Source organism: Gilliamella apicola, assembly GCF_003202655.1.
Lineage (GTDB): Bacteria > Pseudomonadota > Gammaproteobacteria > Enterobacterales > Orbaceae > Gilliamella > Gilliamella apicola_R.
Genome location: NZ_QGLR01000009.1, coordinates 15,637 through 40,607 on the forward strand (window position 1 = coordinate 15,637; position 24,971 = coordinate 40,607).

Sequence of the window (24,971 nt, forward strand, 5' to 3'; positions counted from 1 at the left end):
AAATATGGATCAAACAAACTCCCCAAAAGTTTTACAATTAAAAATCAGAAATACAGAAGCCCTTCAAAGTGGTAATACTAGGGATCATGTGTTTGAACGATTAGGCGGTACGTTAGGTAGTAATCAAAATGCTGAATGGCAGATTCAGGATCTGTATAAAAGTGTATCAGCAGTACATGCGCAGATAGAATATAACGATAGTGAATATTTTATTAAACCATTGGGTGATAAGTTATTTATCAATCGTTCTGAAATTAGCCTAAATAGCAAATCTGTAAAATTACAACATGGTGATGAAATAAGAGTAGGTAACTTGGTCATACTAGTCAGGATTGCTGATAGTCTTGAGTTTTTGTTAGATGACCCTTTGGATAAATCACCTGAACAAATAATATCAATGAGGGAAATTTCAGTGAATGATATGTTAAAAACCGATAATCCAAATGAGGCCTCATACCACTTTGATGATGATCTATCTGCATCACAAGCCAATGAAGTGATTGATCCACTTAAAGCAATAGAAAAAGATTCTCAAGATGAATTAACTCGCTTTTATAACAGTATTCCAAATAATCAACAGCAAGTATTAACCAGAACATCTTCATTAACTGACTATAATGCCAACGCTGAACAAGGTAATGTGTTAGATAACTCTTTTATTGATGTTCCGCGATTTGAGTCAAAATTATATGATGACAATACCTTTAGTATGGAAAAAATAAATTTGAGTTTAGTCCCTTTTCTTCGTGGATTAGGTATCGGATTAGACATTAGTAACACCGATGAAGCTAACTTACTTTTGGAGGAGTTAGGAGAAACATTAAAAGCAACTGTTGAAGGATTATTGAAATTAAACCATTCAAAAGCAGTCTTAAAAAATAAAAATTTGCGACCGATTGAAGATAATCCCTTAAGGTTAAATCAAAATTATGCGGATACGATGGATCTCTTGTTTTCAGAGCAACCTTGTACTGTTTATCTATCTGCCCCTGCTGCAGTAAAAGAGTCACTAGAAAATGTAGCTATTCATAATCAAGCAAGTGAAGTTGCGACGAAATTTGCACTTTCGGCCATGTTAGATGCTTTTTCCCCAGAACAATTAACTAACAGATTTGAAATTTATCGTAATAGCCGTAGAGTGAAAGAGCATGATGGTACATGGTTTTGGAACATGTATTGCAGTTATTATAAAGAGCTATCGTCAAATCGCCAGCAAGGCTTTGAAAAATTGTTCTGGGAACATTATGAGCAAGAGTATGATCGACAATTGCGATTACTTAATCAGGAGCAACAAAGAAATGTGTAATCGTTTACTTAGATTCTCTTTTTTAGTTTTAATCTCGCTGACGTTGTTTGGCTGTGAGACATCTAAAAAGATTTACGAGGTGATCAGCGATCCAAATATACCGGTTGGTTATCCTTCGGATAATCCAACTGAGTTGGTATTGACTTTTCTGTCTGATGATAATATCAACGAGAATCTAGATGGCGATGCAACACCTATCGAGATACAAGTTATTTATCTCAATGAAGATTCCTATTTCTTGAGTGTGGATTATGATCAAGTATTGATCAATGGACCAGAGAAGACATTTAGTAAGAATTATGTTGATCATCAAGACTATATTATCTCGCCCGATCAGTATAAGGTTTTACCTCCATTAAAGCTTGATTCAAAAACCCGTTTTGTCGGCGTTATTGCTCATTATGCTGATATCAATGAATCTTATTGGGCTGATATTGTTGATGTTGAAGCAGTGGGTAAGAAAACAACGCTCATTATTCATATAAAAGCAGATGAAGTTTTAATTAAGAAGGAAGAAAAATAATGGGTACACATAGTAATGTTATTTGGGTAAATGGTGCTGTTCGACCACAGAATTTTCAGCAACAACAGCGTTATTATGATTATTTGTTAAGTCACCATTTAAATCTAATGAATCACTATTTTTATGGATTTAGTATCCTAGAACTAAATCGTGAGTTTTTGCGATTAGGTCGAATCGGTTTAGCCTCAGCATTAGGTTTGATGCCTGATGGTACTTTATTTGACTTGCCTTTCCAAGATAAGTTACCTGAACCGATTGAAATTAAAAAATTGGATTCTGCTGAAAGTCATAATATTTATCTTGTATTACCTAATCGAAATGATTCTGTCACAAACATTGAATCAATAAACGGAACCACTAAGTTAGGAAATACTCGATATGTACAAGATGAGATCCCTGTTCGTGATGTGTTTGGTAAAAATGGTGAAGTGCGAGACGTGCCAATCGCTAAATTCTCTCCAAGACTAATGCAGGGGTCAGAAGATCTCAGTGCTTACACTGTGTTGCCTGTTTGTCGAATTAAAGAAAAGAAAGCAGATGGTACAATTGTATTGGATGAAAATTTTATTCCTACCTGTAATTCAATTAATGTGTCATATCTACTTTATGACTTCTTGGGTGAAGTGGCGGGATTAATTGCCGAACGAGGGAAGCAGTTGTCACAAAGGATCAGTGCTCCAGGCCAACAAGGTGTTGCTGATGTCGCTGAATTTATGATGTTACAACTATTTAATCGAGCAAAACCTGTCTTTTTACATCTATCTAAACAGACGAGTGTTCATCCAGAGGTGCTTTATCATCAATTAGTCTCACTTTGTGGCGAGTTAATGACGTTCACCGATGAATCTCGAGTTGCCCCGCTTTTTGAAAACTATAATCATGATGATCTTACCATGACTTTTTATGACTTAATGTTAATCACTCGGCGAGCATTAAGTACTGTATTGACCCCAAGAGCGGTATCAATTCAATTAACTAAACGGTCTCATGGTATTTTAGATGGCGTAATTCATGATAAGACCTTATTACGTACCGCCGACTTTATTCTCGCGGTTAAAGCTCAAGTTCCACAAGAGATCTTATTACGATTGTTTGTTCAACAAACTAAAGTCGCAACACCTAATAGAATTCGTGAGCTTGTGAGTGTTCAAATACCTGGTGTGCCACTTAAAGCACTTAGCGCCGCGCCGTCACAGTTACCACATCACTCTGGTTATACTTATTTTCAATTAGATACTAATGTGAGCGCTTGGGAAGAAATTGTGAAAAATGGCGCTATTGCATTCCATGTATCAGGTGATTTCCCTGAACTTGATATGCAATTTTGGGCTATAAGAGGTAAATAGTCATGCAAAATACAACATTTCAGAATGAAGAAAGCATTCAACAAGAGTTTATCTTGCGCGGTAATAGTATTAACCCAATGATTGATGCCGCAACCCCTTTGCTTGGTATGACTCAAAGGTTAAGAGATGTGACAATTTTAGATAATGCCGAAGAAGTTTATAAACAGGTGGTGAATGATATTTTAGCTATTGAGCATATTTTACAAACCAAAGGGTATGAACCTGGTGCGATTGTCTCTTTCCGCTATGTACTTTGTACCTTTATTGATGAGTTAGCAATGCAACATCCATGGAATACCCAAAATAATTGGGGTAAACATTCGCTACTTGTGCGTTTTCATAATGAATCATGGGGCGGTGAACGCGTTTACTTATTGCTTGAACGTCTAATGAGTGAACCTAAAAAGTATAAAGATCTTCTCGAATTTATTTATCTCTGTTTCTGCCTTGGTTTTCGTGGTCGTTATAAAGTGGGTATTGGACATACAGAAGAGTTTAATAAGATTTTTCGCCAATTACATAATCTGGTTATCTCCATGCAAGAAGAATATGGTAATACCGTATTATCTCAAGGGAAAAGCCTGAAGAGCATCTATAAAGTGAAGAAGAAAGTATCAATCAGGGCTCTATGTGTATGGTTGATTACCTCTTTTATGATTATTTATCTCATTTACGCTCTAAAATTGAATAGTCAAACTCAGGGAATTATAGAACAGTTAAATCAATTGTTACGTTAATATTAGGATAACTATATGATTAGAGTCGATTTGCCGAAACTTGTTGCACAATTACATCCGACTAGCCGACAAATTTTGGAAACTACAGCTTCACTATGTGTCAGTAAAAAGCAACCTGAAATTACAGTATCGCATTATTTATTACAATGTTTAGAAGTTCCATTAAATGATATCAGAGTTATTTTGGATAAAGCTAAAATTGATTATAAATTATTACAAAAGTTGTTAGATGAAAGTGCTATTATTCATGCCGAATGGGATGATATGCCGCCTTTTTCTCCGCTACTGATTGAATGGTTTCAGGACGCATTATTAATTTCTCAAGTCGAATTAAAACAGCATCAGATTCGAACTGGTGCAATGTTACTTGCTTTACTTCATAACCCAACTCGTTATGTTTCTGTACAAATTGCTCAATATCTTAAGCCAATTAACCAAGAGTTACTAAAAGATCAGTTTGCATTATGGACAGAAGGTTCGGCAGAAAATATTACTGAAGATGAAAGTTCACAATCTAGGCTCGCTAAGTCAACCGGCGATTTAACTTTGTTAGATCGTTATGCCACAAATGTTACTGAATTAGCAAGAAATTCCAAGCTTGATCCTGTTTTATGCCGTGATGAAGAAATTGATCTTATGATCGATATTTTATGCCGTCGCCGCAAAAACAACCCGATTGTTGTCGGTGAGGCTGGTGTGGGTAAAAGTGCACTTATTGAGGGATTGGCATTACGAATTATTGATAATCAAGTACCTGATAAGTTAAAAGGAACGGAGTTAATGAACCTTGATTTAGGGGCACTGCAAGCTGGTGCGTCAGTAAAAGGTGAATTTGAAAAACGTTTCAAAGGTATTATGTCCGAAGTGATTGAATCACCAACACCAATTATTCTGTTTATTGATGAAGCACACACATTAATTGGTGCAGGTAATAATGCCGGGGGATTAGATATCTCCAATTTATTAAAGCCCGCATTGGCGAGAGGCGAATTAAAAACCATTGCTGCAACAACATGGGGTGAGTATAAAAAATATTTTGAAAAAGATGCTGCGTTATCTAGGCGATTTCAACTGGTAAAAGTCGATGAGCCAAGCGCTAAAGAAGCTGTGATTATTCTTCGAGGATTGAGATCTATCTATGAACATTCACATGGTGTTTTAATTGATGATGATGCATTACAAGCTGCGGCAGTATTAAGTGACCGCTATTTATCTGGAAGACAGTTACCAGATAAAGCAATTGATGTATTAGACACAGCTTGTGCGCGGGTTGCGATTAATTTAACCACGCCACCAAGGCAAATTTCGGCGTTACAAAATTTATTACATCAACATAAAGCTGAAATGGAGTTACTACAACGTCAACAATGTTTAGGATTAGGCGATCATACTGAACGTTTAGCTGAATTAAATGAAAAAAATGTTTCAATAGAAAATGATCTTCAACAAATGGAAACACTTTGGCAACAACAGCAAAATTTGGTTCTTCAAGTGATTGATTTGAGAACCCAGTTATTGCAATTAGATGAAAATGCTAATAATGAGAAAAGTGTAACGGATGAATCAGCAGAGATCTCTAAAATAGAGTTGATTGATCAGCTTAAACAATTAATGCAGCAATTAGATCAGTTACAGAAAAAAGAACGTCTAGTCTCTCCGCATGTCGACAAGTCTCAAATAGCGAATGTTATTGCTGAATGGACAGGAGTTCCGCTCAAACAGATTTCACAAGATGAACTAAGAGTTGTGACTGAATTACCGACTTACTTGAATAAGACAATAAAAGGTCAAGAACTCGCGATTGCTCATTTACATAAGCATTTATTAACATCAAGGGCAGATCTTAGAAGACAAGGTAGACCATTAGGATCTTTTTTACTTGTTGGTCCAAGTGGTGTCGGTAAGACGGAAACTGTTCTACAGATTGCTGAGTTATTATTTGGTGGCAATCAATATTTGACGACAATTAATATGTCTGAATTTCAGGAAAAGCATACAGTTTCTCGTTTAATTGGTTCTCCTCCTGGTTATGTCGGTTATGGAGAAGGGGGAATATTAACTGAAGCAATCCGTAAGAAACCTTATTCAGTGGTGTTATTAGATGAGGTTGAAAAAGCCCATCCTGACGTACTTAATTTATTTTACCAAGCTTTTGATAAAGGGGAGCTTGCAGATGGTGAAGGACGCATTATTGATTGTAAAAATGTAGCTTTCTTTTTAACTTCCAATTTGGGTTATCAAACTATTGTACAAAATGCTGATCAACCTAGTGACCTTCTTGATAAGTTATACCAAGAATTGGCTAATTTTTTCAAACCAGCCCTTCTCGCTAGAATGGAAGTGATTCCTTATTTACCATTATCAACTGAAACGCTTAAATCTATTATTGCTGACAAGTTGGAACGGTTGCAAAATGTACTTCATTCTCGTTTTAAAGCTGAGGTTATTTTTGATCCTGCGGTAGCAGAAGAAATTATAAATAGAGCAACACGAAATGAGAATGGAGCCCGTATGTTAGAGTCGATTATAGACGGGTACTTATTACCACCTGTTTCTTTATTGCTATTAAAGAAAATATCAGCTAATGAAACAATAACACAGATTAATTTTAGTGTTGATAATCATCAATTTACGGCAGAGGTGAGCTAATATATGCGTAAAATTCTCTATTGTAATCTTGTTTATATTGCATTTTCCTTGTGTCTCTTATTAAGCATGAGTTTTATAAATATTGCCGATGCTGAATTAAATAATGAAAGCAAATTCAATATGTTAAATAATTGTGCTAATGAAGAATCAGCACTGACTAGGTTAGAATGTTACGATAAAATTTTACGTCCTAATATGGGGTTTAAGTCTGATAATCAACAACATAGCGCTATTTGGTCGTGGATTGTTGATCAGGAAAAACAGCGTATTGAAAATAACACTGAAATTATTGTTAACCTATTTGATAAAGGAGATCGTGTTTTGTTAACCACTCCAGCAATAGGTCATCAACCGCCGAGGCCTATTTTGGCCTTTAGTTGTGTCGATAATATTACACGGATGCAAATTGTTTTATTTAATCCAATGAACAATAAGAATACACCAATAAAATTAGAGACAGATAAAAGTTCTTTGAGCGCTAATTGGTTTGTTAGAGAAAACGGTTTTATTTTTGAATCCAGTCGTGGTTTATTAGGTATTGAACAAATTAAGCGTCTGCTCGATGCAAAGTCATTAACCCTGAAGTCGGATGAACCGATTCTAAATGGTTTAGTCTTTAATTTAACAGGATTAGAGACAGCTATAAAGCCATTAAGAACATCCTGTCACTGGTAATAATATAAGGAATAATGATGACAGAATTAGAAAATCATCCTTGGTTGGCCGTTATATTGAGTGAAATAGATGATCCGACATTACCTGTTGATGATGAAAATCCACTATGGGATTATATTGATAGTTCAATAACGATTATCGGAACGATAAACCATAGTCAAATCGATTTTGATAAGTTGCAACAAAATGCATTGCAGTTATTGAAACAAACAAAAGATATGCGGGTAATTACTCATCTATTAAGGACATTACAGCACGCAAAAAAACCGCAAAATATTTTGTTAGCTATTTACTTATTTTCCGCCTATATCCCTAAATATTGGTTGGTTTCTGCACCACAACCTCAATTGAAAAAAAAATTATTTAGGCAAGTTATTCAGCGATTTTTGCAAGCGAATAAAAATTTTGATTTAGAAGCAACCGCTATAGAAAAAAAGCTAGCATTTGAATACTTAGGCATAATTAAAAAATTTTTTGAAGAGAATAATCAAACAATTGATGATGATTTTTTGCAACTTATCACGGCATATGAGCGATTTTCTGCTCAATCATCTATCTCAAGTGTCGATGAAAATACTATTGATCATGAGACTCCATCTAAGGTTAAAACTGCAACTGTTGATGGTAATGAAGTTAAAAATCAACCGCAACAAGCGGCGCACACTGCTTTTCAAACTATCACGATAAATCATAACACAGAGGTAGAGTGGAAAAGAACTCTCATCAAGGTTGCAGAACTTTTAATGGAACGAAATCCAAGTGCACCTATTGGTGCCCGTTTAAGAAGACATGCTATTTTTTCTTCTCTTTCTGAACCAATTAATAATAATAATGTTACAGAGTTGATGTCTGCTCATATCGATCGTGTTAATGAATATAAATCTAATATTAAAAACATAACAATTGAAGAGTGGATAAAAATCGAAAATGAGTTAACTTTAATGCCATTCTGGCTTGAAGGCCACTATATTTCAGCTGCTGTGGCGTCAAATTTAGGTTTTGATTTGGTTGCTGAAGCTATCTTAGATGAAGTACAAGTTTTATTAAATCGCATACCTAAATTATACGATTTAAAATATAGTGATCTTACCCCTTTTATTAGTGCTGACATGAAAAAATGGTTGAAACCCAAAAATCAATCATCACCAAATGAGCCTGAAAAATTAGAAGAATTAGTTTTCGATTGTTTTGATAAAAATGGTCTAGAGGTTGCCGTTAAGATGCTTGAAGAACATTGTCGTTCTCAAGATATGAGAGATAATTATTATTGTCAAAAAATCAACGCCCAACTTTTAAAACATGCAGGATTTAAAGCTGTAGCTAAGCAACAAGCATTAAGTATTTTAATGGCTTGTGAAAATATGACGTTGTCAGAGTGGGAGCCTTCTTTCATTGAGGCATTAACTCAAATAACTAGGATTAATAATTCAGTAAAATAGGACGATATGCAATGAAGTTACCTGCTATATTACAATTAATTAGACCCTCGTTGCCTAAATTAAAACCGTCAATAACATTATTGATATTTCTTTTCACTATTGTATCACTTGTTTGGTTATGGATATGGGGTTCTGAATGGACATTTGCCGACTATAAACCTTTTTCTTCCTTTGGAACTCGGCTACTGATCACGGCATTTTACATTATTATTTATTTGGGATGGGGTTTTTATTTTATTTTTAAAAAACTTCAAAAATATGAGCAGAAGCAAAAAGAGACAAAATCAAAAGCAAGGGATCCGATCAAAGAGGATATCGATATACAGAATCGATATTTAAAACATTGGATTGTAAAGCTAAAAGAACATTTCAATAATGATCGTGATACTGTTTATCAACTGCCTTGGTATCTTGTTGTAGGCGCACAAAAAAGTGGTAAAAGTACACTTTTGGCAGAAGGTTATCCTTTTACATCGCTTTACTCCGAAGAGTCAAAAGAACAAAAATCTTCTCTTATCAATGCGTTGTTAGGTGAACAAGCGGTCATTTTTGATGTCGATGGTTTATTAATCGAACAACCACATACAGATGATCAAGGAAAACCTAAATTATATAACAGATTATGGTTTTCATTTTTAGATTGGTTATTACAAGTGCGCAATAAACAACCTTTAAATGGTCTTATTTTAACCCTTGATTTGCATGATTTTGTCTCTTCAAATAAGAGGCGACAAGATGAAATTTTGTCTAGTTTACATCAAAGAATATTAGATATTTATAAAACATTGCAATGTAAATTACCTGTTTATATTGTTTTCACCAAGCTTGATCTATTTTATGGTTTTGATGCAATGTATCAGAAGCTTGATAAACATCAGCGCGATAGCATTTTAGGTGTGACATTTGACAATGAAGATAAATGGGCTGAAGAATTCAACGTTTTTTGGTCTAATTGGATTGAAGGGATGAATCGAGCTATACCTGATATGATGCTTAACGGTGTAGATAGTATACAAAGAAGTGCACTTTTTTCATTTAGTCGGCAGATGAATGGTATTGAAGATTACATGAAGTATATTGTTAACTATTTATTGCTCAATCAAGATAAGCAAACATTTATTCTTCGAGGCCTATATTTAGTCTCATCTACACAAAAAGGGCAAATAGACGATATTTTTGTTAAGACAACCGCACAACAATATCATTTAAGCATTCAACCTTATCCAACCTGGCCGATTTCGCAGACAAGCCCTTATTTTTCTACTCAGCTATTTAAAGAGGTATTATTATCAGAACCAAATATTGCCGGTTATAATCAAAAGGCAGAGCAGCAATATTGGCATAAAGTTAAAATATTTGCAGGTATTGGAGCATTATGTTCAATTGGTTTGATTAGTGTCTGTCACTACTTCTATGAGAAAAATCATAAATCAGGTGAATATGTTTTAGAGCAAGTCAAACAGTATATGGGAACTTCAGCCAGCAATGAAGATGATATCTATGGTGACTCAGAATTACCGACTCTAAATCCACTCCGTGAAGCAATGTTTGCTTATGGAAATTATCATGAATATAACCGCTTTATCTCTAATTTCGGCTTTTATCAAGGCTATAAAATAGCACCGTCAATTGAATCAACCTATTTAACATTATTACAACAAAAATACTTGCCAGCTATTTTGCGAGGATTAACGGTTGAGCTTGAGCATGCAGCAAAAGAAAGTGAACAAAAATTAGAAATATTACGTGTGATGCGTATGATTGAGGATGAGTCTGGAAGAGATACTGATCTGGTAATGAATTATATGCGCCACCGTTGGAGTGATCTATTTGTTGGTCAACAAGATAAACAATACCAACTTGCCCAGCATTTAGAATATGCAATGAACCACAATCAATGGAAAAAAGAACGTGATGATGGTGATAAAATGGCTATTGAGGCATTTTTACCGTTTAAGCAGCCAATCCAACTAGCCCAAGTTGAATTAAGAAAGCTATCTATTTTCCAACGAGTCTATCAAAGCTCATTAATTAAATCTGTACATGTATTACCAATAGATCTGAATGTTAAAACCCAAATTGGGGCATCATTTGATTCAGTTTTTAAAGTCAATAATGAGAAATTATTGGTTATCCCTCAATTTCTAACTTATGAAGGACTAGTCAATTACTTCTTAAAACAAGATGAACAACTAATAGATTTAACTGCACTAGATAGTTGGGTTTTAGATATTACCAAGAATGTAAAATATACCGATACAGATAGGGCAAATATCAAGCGCCATATTATTGACCTTTATATGAGTGATTATATTAATACATGGCATAAAGCTATTGATAATTTGATGATAAAAGATTTTGACAGTATTGCTAGTGCGATTGTAACTTTAGAAACTATCAATAATAGTGAGCAACCTTTAAAAAAAGCGATTTTACTAATTAAAGATAATTCTCAGGTAGTGACTTTATCCGATACGACTAGTAAAGATGAACCAAAAATAACATTTACTGATGAAGAAAGAACGCTGATTAACCATATTCATCGAGAGTTTGCAAAAGAGGTTTCTGTTTTACAAGATAATAATGAGCAATTAAGTGCTATCCAAAATGCATCGCAGAAATTAAGTGATCTTCATCGTTACTTACTTATGATACAAAATTCACCATCCCCAGGTAAATCTGCTCTAAAAGCTGTACAATTACATGTTAATCAAAACAGTAGTGATCCAATTATTGAAATTCAACAATTGGCTAAAACAGTACCTGAACCGTTAGGACGTTGGTTGAATGAGTTGGCGGACCAAATTTGGGATGTGATTATTAGAGAAGCGATTCGTTCTTTAGAAGTGGAATGGAATGAAAAAGTTGTCAAAGATTTTAATTTGAATATAGCTGATCGTTATCCATTTAATCCATCATCTAATCGAGATGTTTCACTTAGTGAGTTTCAGAGATTTTTTAAAAACAATGGCGTTATTGATAGTTTTTATCAAGAAAATTTGAAAGTATTTATTGATAATAATCTGTTTAAAGATTCAAATGATAAATTACTGATCAGACCTGATGTGTTAGCACAGTTGAAGGCAGCCGATAAAATTCGTCGAACTTTTTTTGATGCGCAAAATGCTTTGATTGTTCAATATACTATTGAACCTGTGTCTATGTCAGGTAATAAACGCCGAAGTCTCTTGAATCTAGATGGTCAATTAATCGATTATAGCCATGGCAAAAGTATTAAAACTCAATTAATATGGCCAAATACCATGCGAGAAGAAATAGAAAGTAAGTTAACACTTATTTCTAATAGTAATCAGAGTTCGCGAAGTTTAACCCGTTCTGGCTCTTGGGGGCAATTCAAATTATTTGGTATGGGTAAATTGACCAATATTACCGAGTCATCATTTGATGTACGATATGATATTGATGGCGGATATATTCTTTATCGGATTAGTGTTGATAGTGCAGAAAATCCATTTGCTGGTGGATTATTTAGTCAATTTAAACTTTCCGAGACACTTTATTAAAATTATGCAGATCCTTTTTATTAAAGGATCTGCTTTTTAGAATCTTATTATCATTAAAAAATTATATTTAAATTATCAAAATAGCCACAGACGCTTGTCGTTATGATAAGTGTGAAATAAAAAAATCTGCTATTAATTTATCTTAGTATTTTATAACTACAAATTTATTCGCTATGGAGAAAAAATGCATTAATATTATTTCTAATAATCGAATAGTTATTGTGAAAATAGTTATTGTGAAATTTCAAAGATATTATTGTTAGAGTGTAACTCAATTACTGGCAAAATATGAATTATTATCAGCATCAATAGCAAAGATTATGTTCAACACTCACCATTTGTGGTATTGAATGGATTAGCTAATATGATGATAGGCTTTGAGAATGTAACTGACAAAATAATTCAAACTGACAATAGCTAGCGAAGATGGTAAAAATATTAACTGGATAAACGAGATTGCTAAATGAATGTAAATTGAAATGCCAACATAATATCAATGATTAAAAGGCATCTGCCTTTCAATCATTGAATTCAAACTAATTAAGACTCGATTGGAGCTCTCCAGTCATCAGTACCTGAAGTTCCCGCTACAGTGTGTTCCCAATCAATTTTTCGATATGCTAAAGATACTTTTAAAAGCTGAGTATATTCTTTATCATTTGCTGATTGGCAATGAGGCATATGCAGATCCATATCTACAATAGTTGCATCCTCAAGGGTTGTTGTAAAAAAGTGCTCTTGTTTACCTTCAATAGAGGTTCTATACCATTTTAATTCCACTTTAGTTAACATTTCACCTGAGGCTAATGCATTATATAGTAAGGGAACGGCTTTATTTAAAGCGACAACGAATTGAAAAGGCTTATGTGCGCGCTGACCTGAAGGTTGACCAGATTGAGGATCAGTTGGTACGGTTATATTATGTAAAAACTCTTGAACCAACATTTCATCTTCGTGACCATTAACATAGATGTTACCGACTGATTCAGCAGTAAATGCACCTGCAGTGATGTTTCCTTGTGTTTTTCCTTCAATGGAAATATAACATGGAGTAGGCATAGTTGTTCTCCTATAAAACGATTATCATGATTGTAAACTTTACTTCCTGCTAATATTAAATATGTACAACTAGGCATATTATACATGGTTTACGATAAAAAAAACTATAATATTTACTAATATTAAAAAAAAATTTTTTTAAGCTAATTTCTTTCTAGCTTAATAAAAAAAGATTATATTTTTCATGATATTGTTCTGAATTTATATAATATCAGTTTCTTGTTTAACACTAATAAAATGATCTAAGAACACCGAATAAGTAAATATCCTCAAGGGATAATGTTTATTAATAAAAAGATCAATAGAGAAAAAGTAAAAATAGATTTATTTGGCAGATATCATGATTTAATAATATTAAAAAAACACTTGTTATTAAGATAAAAAAAGTTAACGATATGCAGTATTAACACTAATGACATAAGATTAAATTTTTTAGGAGATAATAACCATGAGGGGCATAATTCGACTTGGTGATCCAACAAGTCACGGTGGTAAAGTTATCACCGCATCGTCGCATACTTTTATTAAAACTAAACCCGTTGCGCGTGTTGGTGACTTAGTGTCATGTCCTATTCCTGGGCATGGTGTGAACCCGATAGTTGAAGGGGAAGCTAATTTGCTGGATGAAGGTAAAAAAATTGCTTTAGATGGACATAAAACAGCTTGTGGTTGTTCATTGATCTCAACCTTAGATGATGTTGGTTTTGGCTAATTATAAATTTATTATTGTTTAAGCAATACAATGCTAAGGAAATTTGCAATCGATTTATGCTTTTTTCTAATAATATTTTTCAAATAACGGTTAGTAAACTTTTGGCTTAACACACAAATAGGTGGCCTTCACTTAATATTGATTAAATTATTTATAGGTCGAGAATCAATAAATTGGTGTTCTGTAAGTTTAAATTTTGTTTTTTGTCTGCTTTATATATTGATTTAGTGAATATGAAGAAACGCAAAAAATAGTATTATTATTCAAAATGTTGGTATTAGTTTATAAAGAGGTTGCTGCAGGTCAAGTTACCAATGTAAATGTGACAGTTAACCATTAAAGAGGTTAAAAGAAAAAAGTTTGAGGCTTGTGTATTTTGAGGCTTGTGTATAAAGTTGCTTTAACGCAAAATACAGAGGCAGACGTGGTTGTTATTTATGGCAGAGTTACTACCTATATACTTGAATATAACAACAAAAGCTTACTTTTACTATTAGATTATTTGACACTGATTACTTTAATCAAAGCTTATCCCTTGATCTTATTGTATAAGAACAGAAGACATTTCAGTTTTAGATTTTTGAAAGAGAGAGAAAATGGTGGGTCGTGAGCGATTCGAACGCTCGACAAACGGATTAAAAGTCCGCTGCTCTACCGACTGAGCTAACAACCCATAAAATAAGTAGTAAGTGGTGGGTGATACCGGGTTCGAACCAGTGACCCCCTCCTTGTAAGGGAGGTGCTCTCCCAACTGAGCTAATCACCCCAAGTGTTTCTTTCGAAAAACTTCACGGTAAGAATTGGTGGGTGATACCGGGTTCGAACCAGTGACCCCCTCCTTGTAAGGGAGGTGCTCTCCCAACTGAGCTAATCACCCTTACCGTGTGGATGTGCATTATAAGGCGTGTCTTATTTGAGTCAACCTTTTTTTTTAATTTTCCCAAAATTTAGCTCTGTTCGGTTTAATTTTAGTCGTTTTTTGGATAATAACTCACAAAAATGGCATTTGTTGGTTTATATCGCAATATTTATGCCTAAGATTGGGCGATATTACCAATCAATCAATTTAAGCTAAAAATGATGGTTTTTAATAACAGTCGGGTAGTGATTTTTCTTGAGCCAAACCAATTGCGCTATCAAATAATAGAAGCAAAAACGCGCAAAGAAGAAAGTCACAATAAAAATTTTATTGATATTGCTTATCAAGATTTAGCTGATATCGATCGATTTATAGAAAATCTAAAACAACAAGTGCCTAGATTAACCGCAATTGAACTAAAGTTAAGTGATAATTTAGTAAGGTATCAGAAAATTGCGTACCCGGATATCGAATTGACGGCAACCGAATTAGTCACATATGTTCAAGCCTCTCTTTATAAACTCTTTCAACAGTCTGATAATCTCCTTTTTTTCGATTTTGTTTCATTACTCAGTTCGCCTAAGGCTCTGATGGTCGCGGTTTGTGAGCGAGATATTGTCAATTATTGGTTAGATTTGTCGCGAAAATATGGATTGACTCTATTATTTGTGGGCAGTCACTTTGAAAATAATTCATTTAACTTTTTACCTTGGCGTGCGCAAAAGGCGAAACAGCACCAATTCCAAATACTTATTTTTGTAGTTAGTTTGATTGGTATGATGACATGTTATTTTATTTATCTATTGATAAACGCTCAATCAGACTTTGATCACTATTCTCAACAATTATCAGAGCAACAAGCATTGCAACAAGAGTTGACGTTAAAATTAGCCGGTTATATTCCTAATCCTTCTCCAAGCCAGAAACAGATCGAACAATCGCTACAGTTGTTCTCAGACAAACTGCCGGCAACGATTTGGTTAAATTTGTACTCATATGAACCGCCAAAAATAAAGATTACTGGAGGTAGTATCAATTATGTCGATATTATCAACTTTAACCAGCTACTTTCCGCAAATCATGCAGTAAAGAAAAGCCAAGTAAAAAATATTGAAAACAGTCATGAAAGTTTATTGTTTCAGATGGATATTGAGTTGAATGAATAGCACTTTCTTTAATATACCTATTTGGCAACAATACTTAATTTGCGTGTTGTTAACGTCAACGCTGTTTTTTATTGGTTATCAATTTGTTATTCGAGATTTAAAGCAACAAGCCGATCAGCAAATGCTCTTGTATGAAGAAAAAAACGCTGAAATCAAAATTCTTCAAGCAAAAATTGAACGTTATCAGATGGCTCAAAACAGTTCCTTAACGTTGATAACTGAGCATGAGCTCGCTAAAGCTATTGATCGCAATCAGTTAAGGTTGACCTCGTTCAAACATCAAAAAAGTGATTTGGCAACTTATTGGGAAGTGGAACTGAATGGTCAGTTTGTCAATTTTATGCAATTTATAGCCGATTTTAACCACAATTTTTATTATTTGAACTTTCAAAATCTGTCTATTGCTAAACAGGATACTTATTTGCAAATTAGATTTAGTTTACTGTTTAAAGAAGAGGATATGCAATGAATCGCCACTTAATTGCACTTACATTATTAATGATCTGTTATTGCAAAATTCATGCTGATCAGATTATTAGGCGCGATCCTTTTTTGCCGACGATAGAGCTTAATTGTCAAGAGCAGATCGATCTTCTAACTAAGCAGATCCAAGTATGGCAATTTAAAGGCACCATTCAGGGCGTTAATAGTGGTTATCAGCAAATATGGCTTTCGACCGATAGGGATTGGTTAGCGATTACCGATAATAACCTGCCACACATTTTGTTTCCGTGGACAATTCAAGCTGTATTAAGCGATAAGATTTTATGGCAAGCAAATCTACCAGAGTATTGCAATCATAAAGTGTTATGGACCATGCCATTAACTAAATGAGATTTAAATATATTTAAGGTGGTAATTAATGAATCAGGCCAACCAACTATCTAGTCAATTAGTCAACCAATTAGTAAAAAAAGTGAGACAACTAAGGTTGATGATTTTGCGTATTCTTATCTTTCTCGCCATGCCTTGCTTAGCTGCTCCTACTGCTTCAGCAACGAATGAATCAGATAATCTTATTTCAATGAATTTTTATCAAACCGATGTCACGATTATTTTGCAGGCGCTAGCTGATAATAAGCAGATGAATTTGGTAATGAAGGATGATATATCGACTAGGCAAACCATTAAGCTCCAGAATGTCGATTGGCAAAAAGCATTAAACATTGTATTAAACTCTGCAAATTTACAAGCCGAAACTGAAGACAATATTTTATTTGTTTCTAAATATGTTGCCCCGGAACAGTTGGCGCAAAAAGAGTTATTAGAACAGCAGGGACAGGAGTTGAATCAACCGTTAAACTTGTTAACAATTCCGATCAATCATGCCGATCCTAATAATTTAATCGAAACTATTCAACAGCAAGGATTGTTATCTGGTCGAGGAAAGGTGATGGTTGATAAGCGAACCAATTCAATACTGATTACCGATGTAACCAAGCAATTTGCTGATATTAAAAAGTTAGTTAAAACTTTAGATCAACCCATTCCACAAGTCCATATTTCGGCCCATATTGTAACGATGAGTGATGAGAGTATGCAGGAATTAGGAATCAAATGGGGATATTCCGGTAAATCTTCACAATTTTTTAATCAGTTGGATATTGATCTTGGTGTTGCTCAGCCGTCGTCTTCTGTCGGTTTTAATTTAGCTAAACGTCCCGGCAGTTTGTTAAATTTGGAACTTTCGGCACTAGAATCGGAAAATCAGCTCGAAATTATTGCTAGCCCCAATTTATTAACTGCCAATCAAAATATGGCGTCGATAAAGCAAGGAACAGAAATTCCTTACGAGGTATCGAATGGCGGTAATGGTTCGACATCCATTGAATTCAAACAAGCTGTGCTGGGGTTGGAAGTTACGCCGAAAATCGTTGCCGAAAATCAAATGATATTGGATCTCTATATCACTCAAAACACCACTGGTCGTTCAATAAAACGCCGTGATGGTGGCGAAGCTTTAGCTATTGAAACGCAAGAAATTAAAACGCAAGTAAAAGTTAAAAGTGGAGAAACTGTAGTATTGGGTGGCATTTTTCAGCAAGTTAATAACAATGAAAAGAACAAAGTACCCGGTTTTTCGTCGCTGCCGATTATAGGTAATGCTTTTAAACATAACGCAAAAAAACATCAAAAACGTGAATTAGTGATTTTTATTACTCCGCAATTAGTTGAGTAAATAGCGAGGGAGTTGTATCATACGCTACCATATTTTATGACTTTGTATTGAGTTGATTAACTCATGGCAAAGTGTAGTCACTCGAATCACCAATTATTATAAAAGTTGAGAATATCATGTTTCATTTTGTCGCTTCTGATCTGGATGGTACTTTATTAAACACCGAACATAGCTTATCACCATTTACTAAAAAAATTCTTCAAGCATTACGTGAAATGGGAATTCACTTTGCTTTTGCCACTGGTCGACATCATATTGACGTCGCTCAAATGCGTGACAATTTGGAAATCGATGCTTTTATGATCACCTCAAATGGTGCAAGAGTTCACGATAGTAGAGGTAATTTAGTCTTTAGCCGTAGCTTCGAGCCTAATACGGCTAGTGAGTTGGCGCAAATTTGCAGAGATAATCCATATATTTATACACATGTATTTCGTGGAGATGATTGGTTAATTAATAAGCCAGATGCCTATTCACTTAGCTTTTTTGTTGATACGCAATTTAAATATCAATTTTTCGAGCCGACTGATTTTGAAACGGATGATATTGCGAAAATTTATTTTACAACTTCTGATGTTGCCCATAACCATCATTTAGTAGAATTGAAACATCAAATTGAAAAGCAGTTCGGTAATAGAGTGAGCATCGCGTTTTCAACCGCAAATTGCCTCGAAGTTATGGCCGAAAACGTGACCAAGGGTAGTGCATTAAAGTTAGTCGTTGAAAGTTTAGGTTATCAGCTTAAAGACAGTATCGCCTTTGGTGATGGTATGAATGATTATGAGATGCTAAAAATGGCAGGTAAGGGTTGTATTATGAAAGATGCGAGTCCTGAGCTTAAAGCATTGCTACCTGAACTGGAAGTTATTGGCTCTAATGCTGATGATGCGGTTCCTCACTATTTAGCTAATTTGTTACTTTAATTATTTTTATTAACGATAATTATGATTGGTGATAAAGAATTAAATACGCTTGGCTTGCGTTGTCCTGAGCCGATTATGCTTGTGCGAAAAGCGATTAGGGAATTATCCGTTGGCCAAATATTGCACGTGGTTGCTGATGATTTGGCCACAACCCGCGATATTCCTAGCTTTTGTCGTCACATGGATCACGAGTTAGTTAACTCACAGATTGAATCCGTTCCATTTGAGTATTGGATTAGAAAATCGCATTAATATTATATTGTTATAAATAATATGTTTTTATTAAAACTATTTTTTATTAAAAATAGTTTTTATTAATATTATGTCTTTATTGTGACTATGTTTGCATTAATGTTATGTTTGTATTAATACCATATGTGCATTAATACTATATGTTAAGTCATCTTTAATGAACTATTAATGAACTATTTCGATAAATCAATGTTTTTAAAATGATAACGAAGTGTGCGCCAATCATTAGGCGCAAGGTTATCTATCATCAAAAACAGCACTTGTTTTTTACCATTATGTCGTGATTTTAAATTGATAATCATCATATAACGTAACAATAATGGTTTTCGCATTAGGTACCAACGTTGTTTGTGCCAATAAATTTGGTGTATGCTCTCAAATAGCGCCAATTCGCCCTTAATGGTTTTGAAATAACAAATACTTCGCCACCATTCAATAATTAATATCAAATTTAAGATAAAGGTATAGCAATTTAACGAGGTATGCGCTAATTGAATTAAACAGCTTATAAGTAAAATTAGGTAGAAGCAGCTAGCACTAAGAAAGTGTAGTAATGAAGGGGTAAGATTTGTACTCCACATATCAATATCTTTAAATAGAGAATAAATCACAATTCTCTAATTGCTCTATCATTTTTATTTAAAAATATGAAAAAATTGTGAGATAATACGCAATATTATTTAATAATTTACTAATAGGGATCTTAAAATCTATTAATTGTTTACCCATATCTTAGTTATATGGCATTTTATTTATAACTTTTTTAATTAAGTGTTTAACAACAATTAAACTTATTAATTATCAAATTTCATCGTGTAAATAACATGAATAATCAATTTCCGTATAAATATAATGCATTGATTAGTTTAATTAATTTAAATAGTCAATTAAGCAATTAACTAGACATAGATAAAAAAGCGTTTTTTATTTTGAGTCTCTTCAAGTAAGTAGTATACTCGTCTGCTAAAAATAGATTGAAATCAATAAGTAAAAAATAAATTTATTATCTTTTTTGATTTTCAATCAATTGGATAGGAATGATTTGTGATAATATTAAAACTATTAAAATATGGTGTTAAACTCTTCACCGGTCTAGCGCTTTATGGCTTATTGCTTTGTATGGCTACTTACGACCATTTTGCTCAAGATTTGCCAGACGTGGCAACATTGAAAGATGTTCGTTTGCAAACGCCAATGCAGGTTTATAGTAAGGACGGTGAATTAATTGCGATTTTTGGCGAGCGTCACCGAATTCCATTAAAATATGATGAAATTCCCCAAATTGTTGTCAATGCGGTTATCGCGACCGAAGATGCGCGTTTTTATGAACATTTTGGGATTGATCCTATTGGTATTATGCGAGCCATGTATATAGGGGTTAAGGAAAAAAGCTTTTCACAAGGTGGTAGTACCATCACACAGCAAGTGGCTAAAAACTTTTTCTTAACACCAGAAAAAAGCATAACCCGTAAAGTAAAAGAGATGATTATCGCCATTCGAATGGAGCGAGAGTTATCTAAAGATGAGATAATGGCATTATATCTCAATATGATCAACTTTGGATCGCGTGCTTATGGGGTGGCTGCTGCATCATATACTTTCTTTGGCAAAACGCCAGATCAGTTAACCATTGATGAAGCCGCATTACTGGCAGGTTTACCAAATGCACCATCAGCCTATAATCCAATATCTCATCCAGAAAAAGCGCTAATAAGACGCAATTGGGTGTTAGGGCGAATGTTAGATCAATCTTATATAACGCAAGCCCAATTTAACGAAGCAATAAAAAAACCATTAAATGCCAGTTATCATACGCAAAAAATCGAATTTTCAGCACCATACGTTGCTGAAATGGCCAGACAGTTTATGTACGACAAATTTGGCGAAAATGCCTATACCGATGGTTATAAAGTTTATACCACTATTTCTAAAACCGATCAGTTAGCGGCAACAGAAGCAGTGCAAAAACATATTATTGATTATGATATTCGGCATGGTTATCGTGGACCGGAAAAAGTGTTATGGAAAAACAATGAAAAACCATTAAACGCCAAACAAATTCAAGAAGCTTTACATAAATATATTTGTTATAGCGGTATGTGTCCTGCCGTGGTTTTAGAATCTTCTGACAAGGTAGCTAAAGCTGTGTTATCTGATAATACAAATATTAAGATTACCTTTCAAGATATGAAATGGGCAAGAAAATTTATTAATGATGATAGACAAGGTGCTTTCCCGAAAAAAGTAAATGATACCTTAAATCCTGGCCAACTAATTTGGGTTAAAAAATCGGGCGATAACTGGACGCTAGCACAAATACCTGCAGTAAATGGGGCACTGGTTTCTTTAGACTCAAATAATGGGGCTATTAAGGCTATTGTTGGCGGGTATGACTTTAACTTAAGCAAATTTAATCGTGCAACTCAAGCATTACGTCAATTAGGTTCAAATATTAAACCATTTGTTTATACGGCCACGTTAGAAAAAGGACTAACTATGGCAACCCTGCTAAACGATGCACCTATTGTACGCAAAACAGGGAGTGTAATTTGGCGTCCTAAAAATTCTCCGCCAACTTATGCTGGTCCTTTACGTATGCGAGTTGGTTTAGGTATGTCTAAAAATGTTATGATGGTAAGGGCACTACGTGCAATTGGTATTGATTATGTGGCTGAGTATTTAGAGCGTTTTGGATTCCCTAAAGAGAATATTTCGCATAATGAATCACTTGCTTTAGGAGCGGCGTCATTTACACCATTGCAAGTTGCTCGTGCGTATTCGGTTATTGTTAATGGTGGTTATTTGATTACCCCTTATCTAATCGAAAAAATCGAATATGACAATGATAGTGGCGTAATTTATCAACATCAACCACTGATTGCTTGCAAAAACTGCAAAGGTGAAGTGGTGAAATTTGATTCGGTTTCATTGTCGTTAGATAACGTTGAAAACGAGATAAACGACGCAGGTAATGAAGAGCCAGAAGTGGCAAATCTTAAATCAGAAGATAATTTAATTTTACCTGATATTAGTGCTGACAATAAAACGACAGATGTTTCACCTAAATATGCACCACATACAGTTGATAGTGGTATTGCTTTTATCATGAAAGATGGCCTTCGAAGTATCGTATTTGGTGGTTCCGATTGGCAAGGTACCGCTTGGCGAGTAAAAGCACTAGGTCGTAGAGACGTTGGTGGTAAAACTGGTACGACTAACTTATCGAAAGATGTTTGGTTTTCCGGATTTGGTGGTAACATTGTCACCTCAGTTTGGATGGGCTTTGATGACCACCGTCGTGCTTTAGGACGAACTAACCGTGCCGAAGCAGGGGCCGTTACCGCGAATCCTCTCTGGGTTGACTATATGAAAGTTGCTCTTGAAAATGTTCCAGAAAAAGAAGATGTAAAACCTGATAATGTTATTTCGCTGAAAATTGACCAACGAACAGGAAAGTTAGCTGGCTATGGATCTAAATCCATGTCTGAATACTTTATTAAAGGAACGGAACCAACTAGCTATAGTTCACAAGAAGTTGGTACCAGAGTGACCAATTCAGAAGGTGTTTCCCAAGAAATATTCTAAGTAAAATTTAATAGTTATATGAATGGTTCAATAAGAATTATCGGTGGTAAGTGGCGTGGACGAAAATTATCGGTACTCGATAAACAAGGTTTGCGCCCGACAACCGATCGAGTTAAAGAGACTTTATATAACTGGTTAATGCCAGTTATAGCCAATAGTCGTTGTCTGGATTGCTTTTCCGGTAGTGGATCTTTAGGTTTTGAAGCTGCATCCCGCGGTGCTCAAAATGTCACACTATTAGAAAAAGACAAACAAGTTGCTAATCAGTTAAAGAAAAATAAACAGTTAATTGCATGTGATAATGTCGAAATCTATTCAATCGATACATTTCAATGGCTTGATAAACCGGCTGAAAAACAGTTCGATATTGCGTTTATCGATCCGCCTTTTCATCATTCATTGATTGAAAAAACAGTGCAACTCCTTGAAAATAACCATTGGTTAAGTCCGTCAGCTTATATTTATATTGAGTCTGAGCTAGAGCATGATTTAACCGGTTATATTCCAACCAATTGGTTTTTACATCGAGAAAAAATCGCAGGGCAAGTTCATAGCTACCTATTTATACGAGAAGAGAGATAATGTTCATACTTTTAGGTAAACTAGTCTATTCATTTATCTGGTTATTTTTATTATTTAATCTTGTTCATCCTTTCCCAAAACCAGCGAATATTGTTGCTTACGTTGGCTTAGCTGCTTTTGTCCTTACTCATGGGCTACAAGCTTGGATGCTACAATCAACAATGACTAACCAAGAAAAAGAGCAGGATAAATTTAAAGCACTTAAACTTTTTATTTTTGGTGTTTTTGAAACACTTAGCTGGAAAAATAAAAAATAAAAGACAAAAAAGGTTGCCATACACGAATATTTTTGTATAATGCTCACCACTTCTTTCGAAGTATTCAATATGCGGGAATAGCTCAGTTGGTAGAGCGCAACCTTGCCAAGGTTGAGGTCGCGAGTTCGAACCTCGTTTCCCGCTCCAATTCAAAAAAATCAATTAAATCAATTAAATCAATTAGTAGTAATATCAGTTCAAGTTGTATAAATATTTCTCTTTTGCATTTAAATTATTGATATTAATAATAAATATAGTTTCCCCCCTCTTTTTATACCCACTCCAACCAAGCATAAGTGGTACCGAATTTAGTACATCAGAAACTAGTTAGTACTTCAGATAAAGACCTGTAATATTTTGATTTTATATATTATATAAAGCTTATCCCATAAGCCCTTATGAAATTCATATTTTAGGTTAAAAACTTATTTATATCTATCGTTTGCAACGTAAGATATCATTTAGTTATGAGTACTGTGTACTTGATCTAGTACCTCGGAAGCCAGGCAGTACACTGGCTTAAAACTTCAGTGTAAAATTATTTCATTGAAATAATGAGTCTTTATCTCTATGGCATTAACAAATTTAATGGTCGAACGATTAAAACCTGAAAAAAACTACTCAATTCTTGATGGTGTCAAATATTGTTGAAAGGTGCATCACGAATCCAAAAACATTCAGGTGCAGGAAAGTAATCCTAAATATAAGCAAATGGACAATCCAGAGGTTGGTTTTGTTGAACCTCCTTTCAAGAGATTTAGCAAGATTGACCACAATTTTAATCGGTGTGGAATGAGCTAGTTTATCAATCAACGCATCAAGAAAATGTAACTAGGTGTTTAGAAAAAATATTTAATTCTTTTGTAAAACCTAATTAGGTATTTAATTAAATCATTAAAAAGTGTTATTAAGGAGCCTATTATGAATTTAAGCGGACAAGTAAAATCTATTACCTACTTAAAAAACAATACGGGTGAAGTTATGAGCAAATTAGCTGAAGATAGACAGCCGTTAGTTATTACCCAAAACGGTGAAGCTACAGCCGTTTTATTGGAAGTAAGTGAGTATGATAGGCAAATGAATACGATTGCTATGTTAAAGCGACTTGTTATCTCAGGTCAACAACGACAAAAAGGCCAAAGTCGTTCAGTCGATGAGGTATTAGATGAGATTCTAAGTAAAGATAACGAAAGTTAAT

General features: G+C 34.3%; 21 protein-coding genes and 4 tRNA genes. 20 read left to right on the plus strand and 5 right to left on the minus strand.

The features are described 5' to 3' along the window. Window positions 1–4 precede the first annotated feature (4 nt). The 8 genes from tagH to tssM are packed head-to-tail and all read left to right on the plus strand — an operon-like array spanning window position 5 to window position 12,199. Window positions 5–1,306, plus strand: coding sequence for a type VI secretion system-associated FHA domain protein TagH (gene tagH, locus DKK70_RS04815; RefSeq protein WP_110432964.1), 1,302 nt, complete (start codon window positions 5–7; stop codon window positions 1,304–1,306). Continuing rightward, window positions 1,299–1,829, plus strand: coding sequence for a type VI secretion system lipoprotein TssJ (gene tssJ / locus DKK70_RS04820; protein ID WP_181415917.1), 531 nt, complete (start codon window positions 1,299–1,301; stop codon window positions 1,827–1,829). The genes tagH and tssJ overlap by 8 nt, the downstream gene beginning before the upstream one ends. Beyond that, window positions 1,829–3,175, plus strand: a complete 1,347-nt coding sequence (tssK, locus tag DKK70_RS04825; protein WP_110432966.1) for a type VI secretion system baseplate subunit TssK — start codon at window positions 1,829–1,831, stop codon at window positions 3,173–3,175. The genes tssJ and tssK overlap by 1 nt, the downstream gene beginning before the upstream one ends. A 2-nt stretch (window positions 3,176–3,177) precedes the next feature. Next, window positions 3,178–3,912: a type IVB secretion system protein IcmH/DotU gene (gene icmH, locus DKK70_RS04830; RefSeq protein WP_110432967.1), complete on the plus strand. Its 735-nt coding sequence runs from the start codon at window positions 3,178–3,180 to the stop codon at window positions 3,910–3,912. Window positions 3,913–3,927: 15 nt separating this feature from the next. Next, the gene (gene tssH / locus DKK70_RS04835) at window positions 3,928–6,561 is read left to right on the plus strand and encodes a type VI secretion system ATPase TssH (RefSeq protein WP_110432968.1); all 2,634 of its coding nucleotides are present in this window, start codon (window positions 3,928–3,930) and stop codon (window positions 6,559–6,561) included. Between the two features lie 3 nt (window positions 6,562–6,564). After that, the gene (gene vasI / locus DKK70_RS04840; protein WP_110432969.1) at window positions 6,565–7,236 is read left to right on the plus strand and encodes a type VI secretion system-associated protein VasI; all 672 of its coding nucleotides are present in this window, start codon (window positions 6,565–6,567) and stop codon (window positions 7,234–7,236) included. A 14-nt stretch (window positions 7,237–7,250) separates the two neighbouring features. Further along, window positions 7,251–8,675, plus strand: coding sequence for a type VI secretion system protein TssA (gene tssA / locus DKK70_RS04845; RefSeq protein WP_110432970.1), 1,425 nt, complete (start codon window positions 7,251–7,253; stop codon window positions 8,673–8,675). 11 nt (window positions 8,676–8,686) lie between these two features. Beyond that, window positions 8,687–12,199 carry a type VI secretion system membrane subunit TssM gene (tssM, locus tag DKK70_RS04850; protein WP_110432971.1) on the plus strand — a complete coding sequence of 1,171 codons (3,513 nt, stop codon included), beginning with the start codon at window positions 8,687–8,689 and terminating at the stop codon, window positions 12,197–12,199. Between the two features lie 540 nt (window positions 12,200–12,739). Here the strand turns inward: tssM and DKK70_RS04855 are convergent. Continuing rightward, complete coding sequence (locus DKK70_RS04855; RefSeq protein WP_110432972.1) at window positions 12,740–13,258, minus strand: Hcp family type VI secretion system effector; 519 nt, start codon at window positions 13,256–13,258, stop codon at window positions 12,740–12,742. Window positions 13,259–13,706: 448 nt separating this feature from the next. Between DKK70_RS04855 and DKK70_RS04860 the strand changes: the two genes are divergently transcribed. Continuing rightward, the gene (locus tag DKK70_RS04860; RefSeq protein WP_110432973.1) at window positions 13,707–13,970 is read left to right on the plus strand and encodes a PAAR domain-containing protein; all 264 of its coding nucleotides are present in this window, start codon (window positions 13,707–13,709) and stop codon (window positions 13,968–13,970) included. A 597-nt stretch (window positions 13,971–14,567) separates the two neighbouring features. On the opposite strand, the gene DKK70_RS04865 is transcribed toward DKK70_RS04860, so the two are convergent. The 3 genes from DKK70_RS04865 to DKK70_RS04875 all read right to left on the minus strand — a co-directional run bounded on the left by DKK70_RS04865 (window position 14,568) and on the right by DKK70_RS04875 (window position 14,847). Continuing rightward, a tRNA-Lys gene (locus DKK70_RS04865) sits at window positions 14,568–14,643 on the minus strand. Window positions 14,644–14,660: 17 nt separating this feature from the next. Then, window positions 14,661–14,736: transfer RNA gene (locus tag DKK70_RS04870), tRNA-Val, on the minus strand. Between the two features lie 35 nt (window positions 14,737–14,771). Then, window positions 14,772–14,847 (minus strand) — tRNA-Val (locus DKK70_RS04875). 200 nt (window positions 14,848–15,047) lie between these two features. Between DKK70_RS04875 and DKK70_RS04880 the strand changes: the two genes are divergently transcribed. The 6 genes from DKK70_RS04880 to tusA all read left to right on the plus strand — a co-directional run bounded on the left by DKK70_RS04880 (window position 15,048) and on the right by tusA (window position 19,349). After that, the gene (locus tag DKK70_RS04880) at window positions 15,048–15,995 is read left to right on the plus strand and encodes a PilN domain-containing protein (protein WP_146210844.1); all 948 of its coding nucleotides are present in this window, start codon (window positions 15,048–15,050) and stop codon (window positions 15,993–15,995) included. Beyond that, window positions 15,988–16,464: a hypothetical protein gene (locus DKK70_RS04885; RefSeq protein WP_110432975.1), complete on the plus strand. Its 477-nt coding sequence runs from the start codon at window positions 15,988–15,990 to the stop codon at window positions 16,462–16,464. Before DKK70_RS04880 ends, DKK70_RS04885 begins: the two co-directional genes overlap by 8 nt. Beyond that, entirely contained in the window at window positions 16,461–16,829 is a 369-nt protein-coding gene (locus DKK70_RS04890) for a hypothetical protein (protein WP_110432976.1), read from the plus strand. Before DKK70_RS04885 ends, DKK70_RS04890 begins: the two co-directional genes overlap by 4 nt. Before the next feature lie 28 nt (window positions 16,830–16,857). Next, window positions 16,858–18,174, plus strand: coding sequence for a secretin N-terminal domain-containing protein (locus DKK70_RS04895; RefSeq protein WP_110432977.1), 1,317 nt, complete (start codon window positions 16,858–16,860; stop codon window positions 18,172–18,174). Between the two features lie 116 nt (window positions 18,175–18,290). Then, the gene (locus tag DKK70_RS04900) at window positions 18,291–19,097 is read left to right on the plus strand and encodes a Cof-type HAD-IIB family hydrolase (protein WP_110432978.1); all 807 of its coding nucleotides are present in this window, start codon (window positions 18,291–18,293) and stop codon (window positions 19,095–19,097) included. A gap of 21 nt (window positions 19,098–19,118) precedes the next feature. Continuing rightward, on the plus strand, window positions 19,119–19,349 hold the full coding sequence (tusA, locus tag DKK70_RS04905) for a sulfurtransferase TusA (protein ID WP_110432979.1): 231 nt from the start codon (window positions 19,119–19,121) through the stop codon (window positions 19,347–19,349). A 173-nt stretch (window positions 19,350–19,522) separates the two neighbouring features. Here the strand turns inward: tusA and DKK70_RS04910 are convergent, their stop codons facing one another. Continuing rightward, window positions 19,523–19,930 (minus strand): protein YgfX, encoded by a 408-nt coding sequence (locus tag DKK70_RS04910; RefSeq protein WP_110432980.1) that lies wholly within the window; start codon window positions 19,928–19,930, stop codon window positions 19,523–19,525. Window positions 19,931–20,393: 463 nt separating this feature from the next. Here DKK70_RS04910 and DKK70_RS04915 point away from each other — a divergent pair, with 463 nt between their 5' ends. The 5 genes from DKK70_RS04915 (at window position 20,394) to DKK70_RS04935 (ending at window position 24,970) form a co-directional block, all read left to right on the plus strand. Then, the gene (locus DKK70_RS04915; protein WP_110432981.1) at window positions 20,394–22,934 is read left to right on the plus strand and encodes a penicillin-binding protein 1A; all 2,541 of its coding nucleotides are present in this window, start codon (window positions 20,394–20,396) and stop codon (window positions 22,932–22,934) included. Between the two features lie 18 nt (window positions 22,935–22,952). After that, window positions 22,953–23,516: a 16S rRNA (guanine(966)-N(2))-methyltransferase RsmD gene (gene rsmD / locus DKK70_RS04920; protein WP_110422946.1), complete on the plus strand. Its 564-nt coding sequence runs from the start codon at window positions 22,953–22,955 to the stop codon at window positions 23,514–23,516. Continuing rightward, complete coding sequence (locus DKK70_RS04925; protein ID WP_110432982.1) at window positions 23,516–23,773, plus strand: DUF1145 domain-containing protein; 258 nt, start codon at window positions 23,516–23,518, stop codon at window positions 23,771–23,773. The genes rsmD and DKK70_RS04925 overlap by 1 nt, the downstream gene beginning before the upstream one ends. Window positions 23,774–23,844: 71 nt before the next feature. Beyond that, a tRNA-Gly gene (locus DKK70_RS04930) sits at window positions 23,845–23,920 on the plus strand. A 774-nt stretch (window positions 23,921–24,694) separates the two neighbouring features. Beyond that, on the plus strand, window positions 24,695–24,970 hold the full coding sequence (locus DKK70_RS04935; RefSeq protein WP_110432983.1) for a type II toxin-antitoxin system Phd/YefM family antitoxin: 276 nt from the start codon (window positions 24,695–24,697) through the stop codon (window positions 24,968–24,970). Window position 24,971 lies beyond the last annotated feature (1 nt).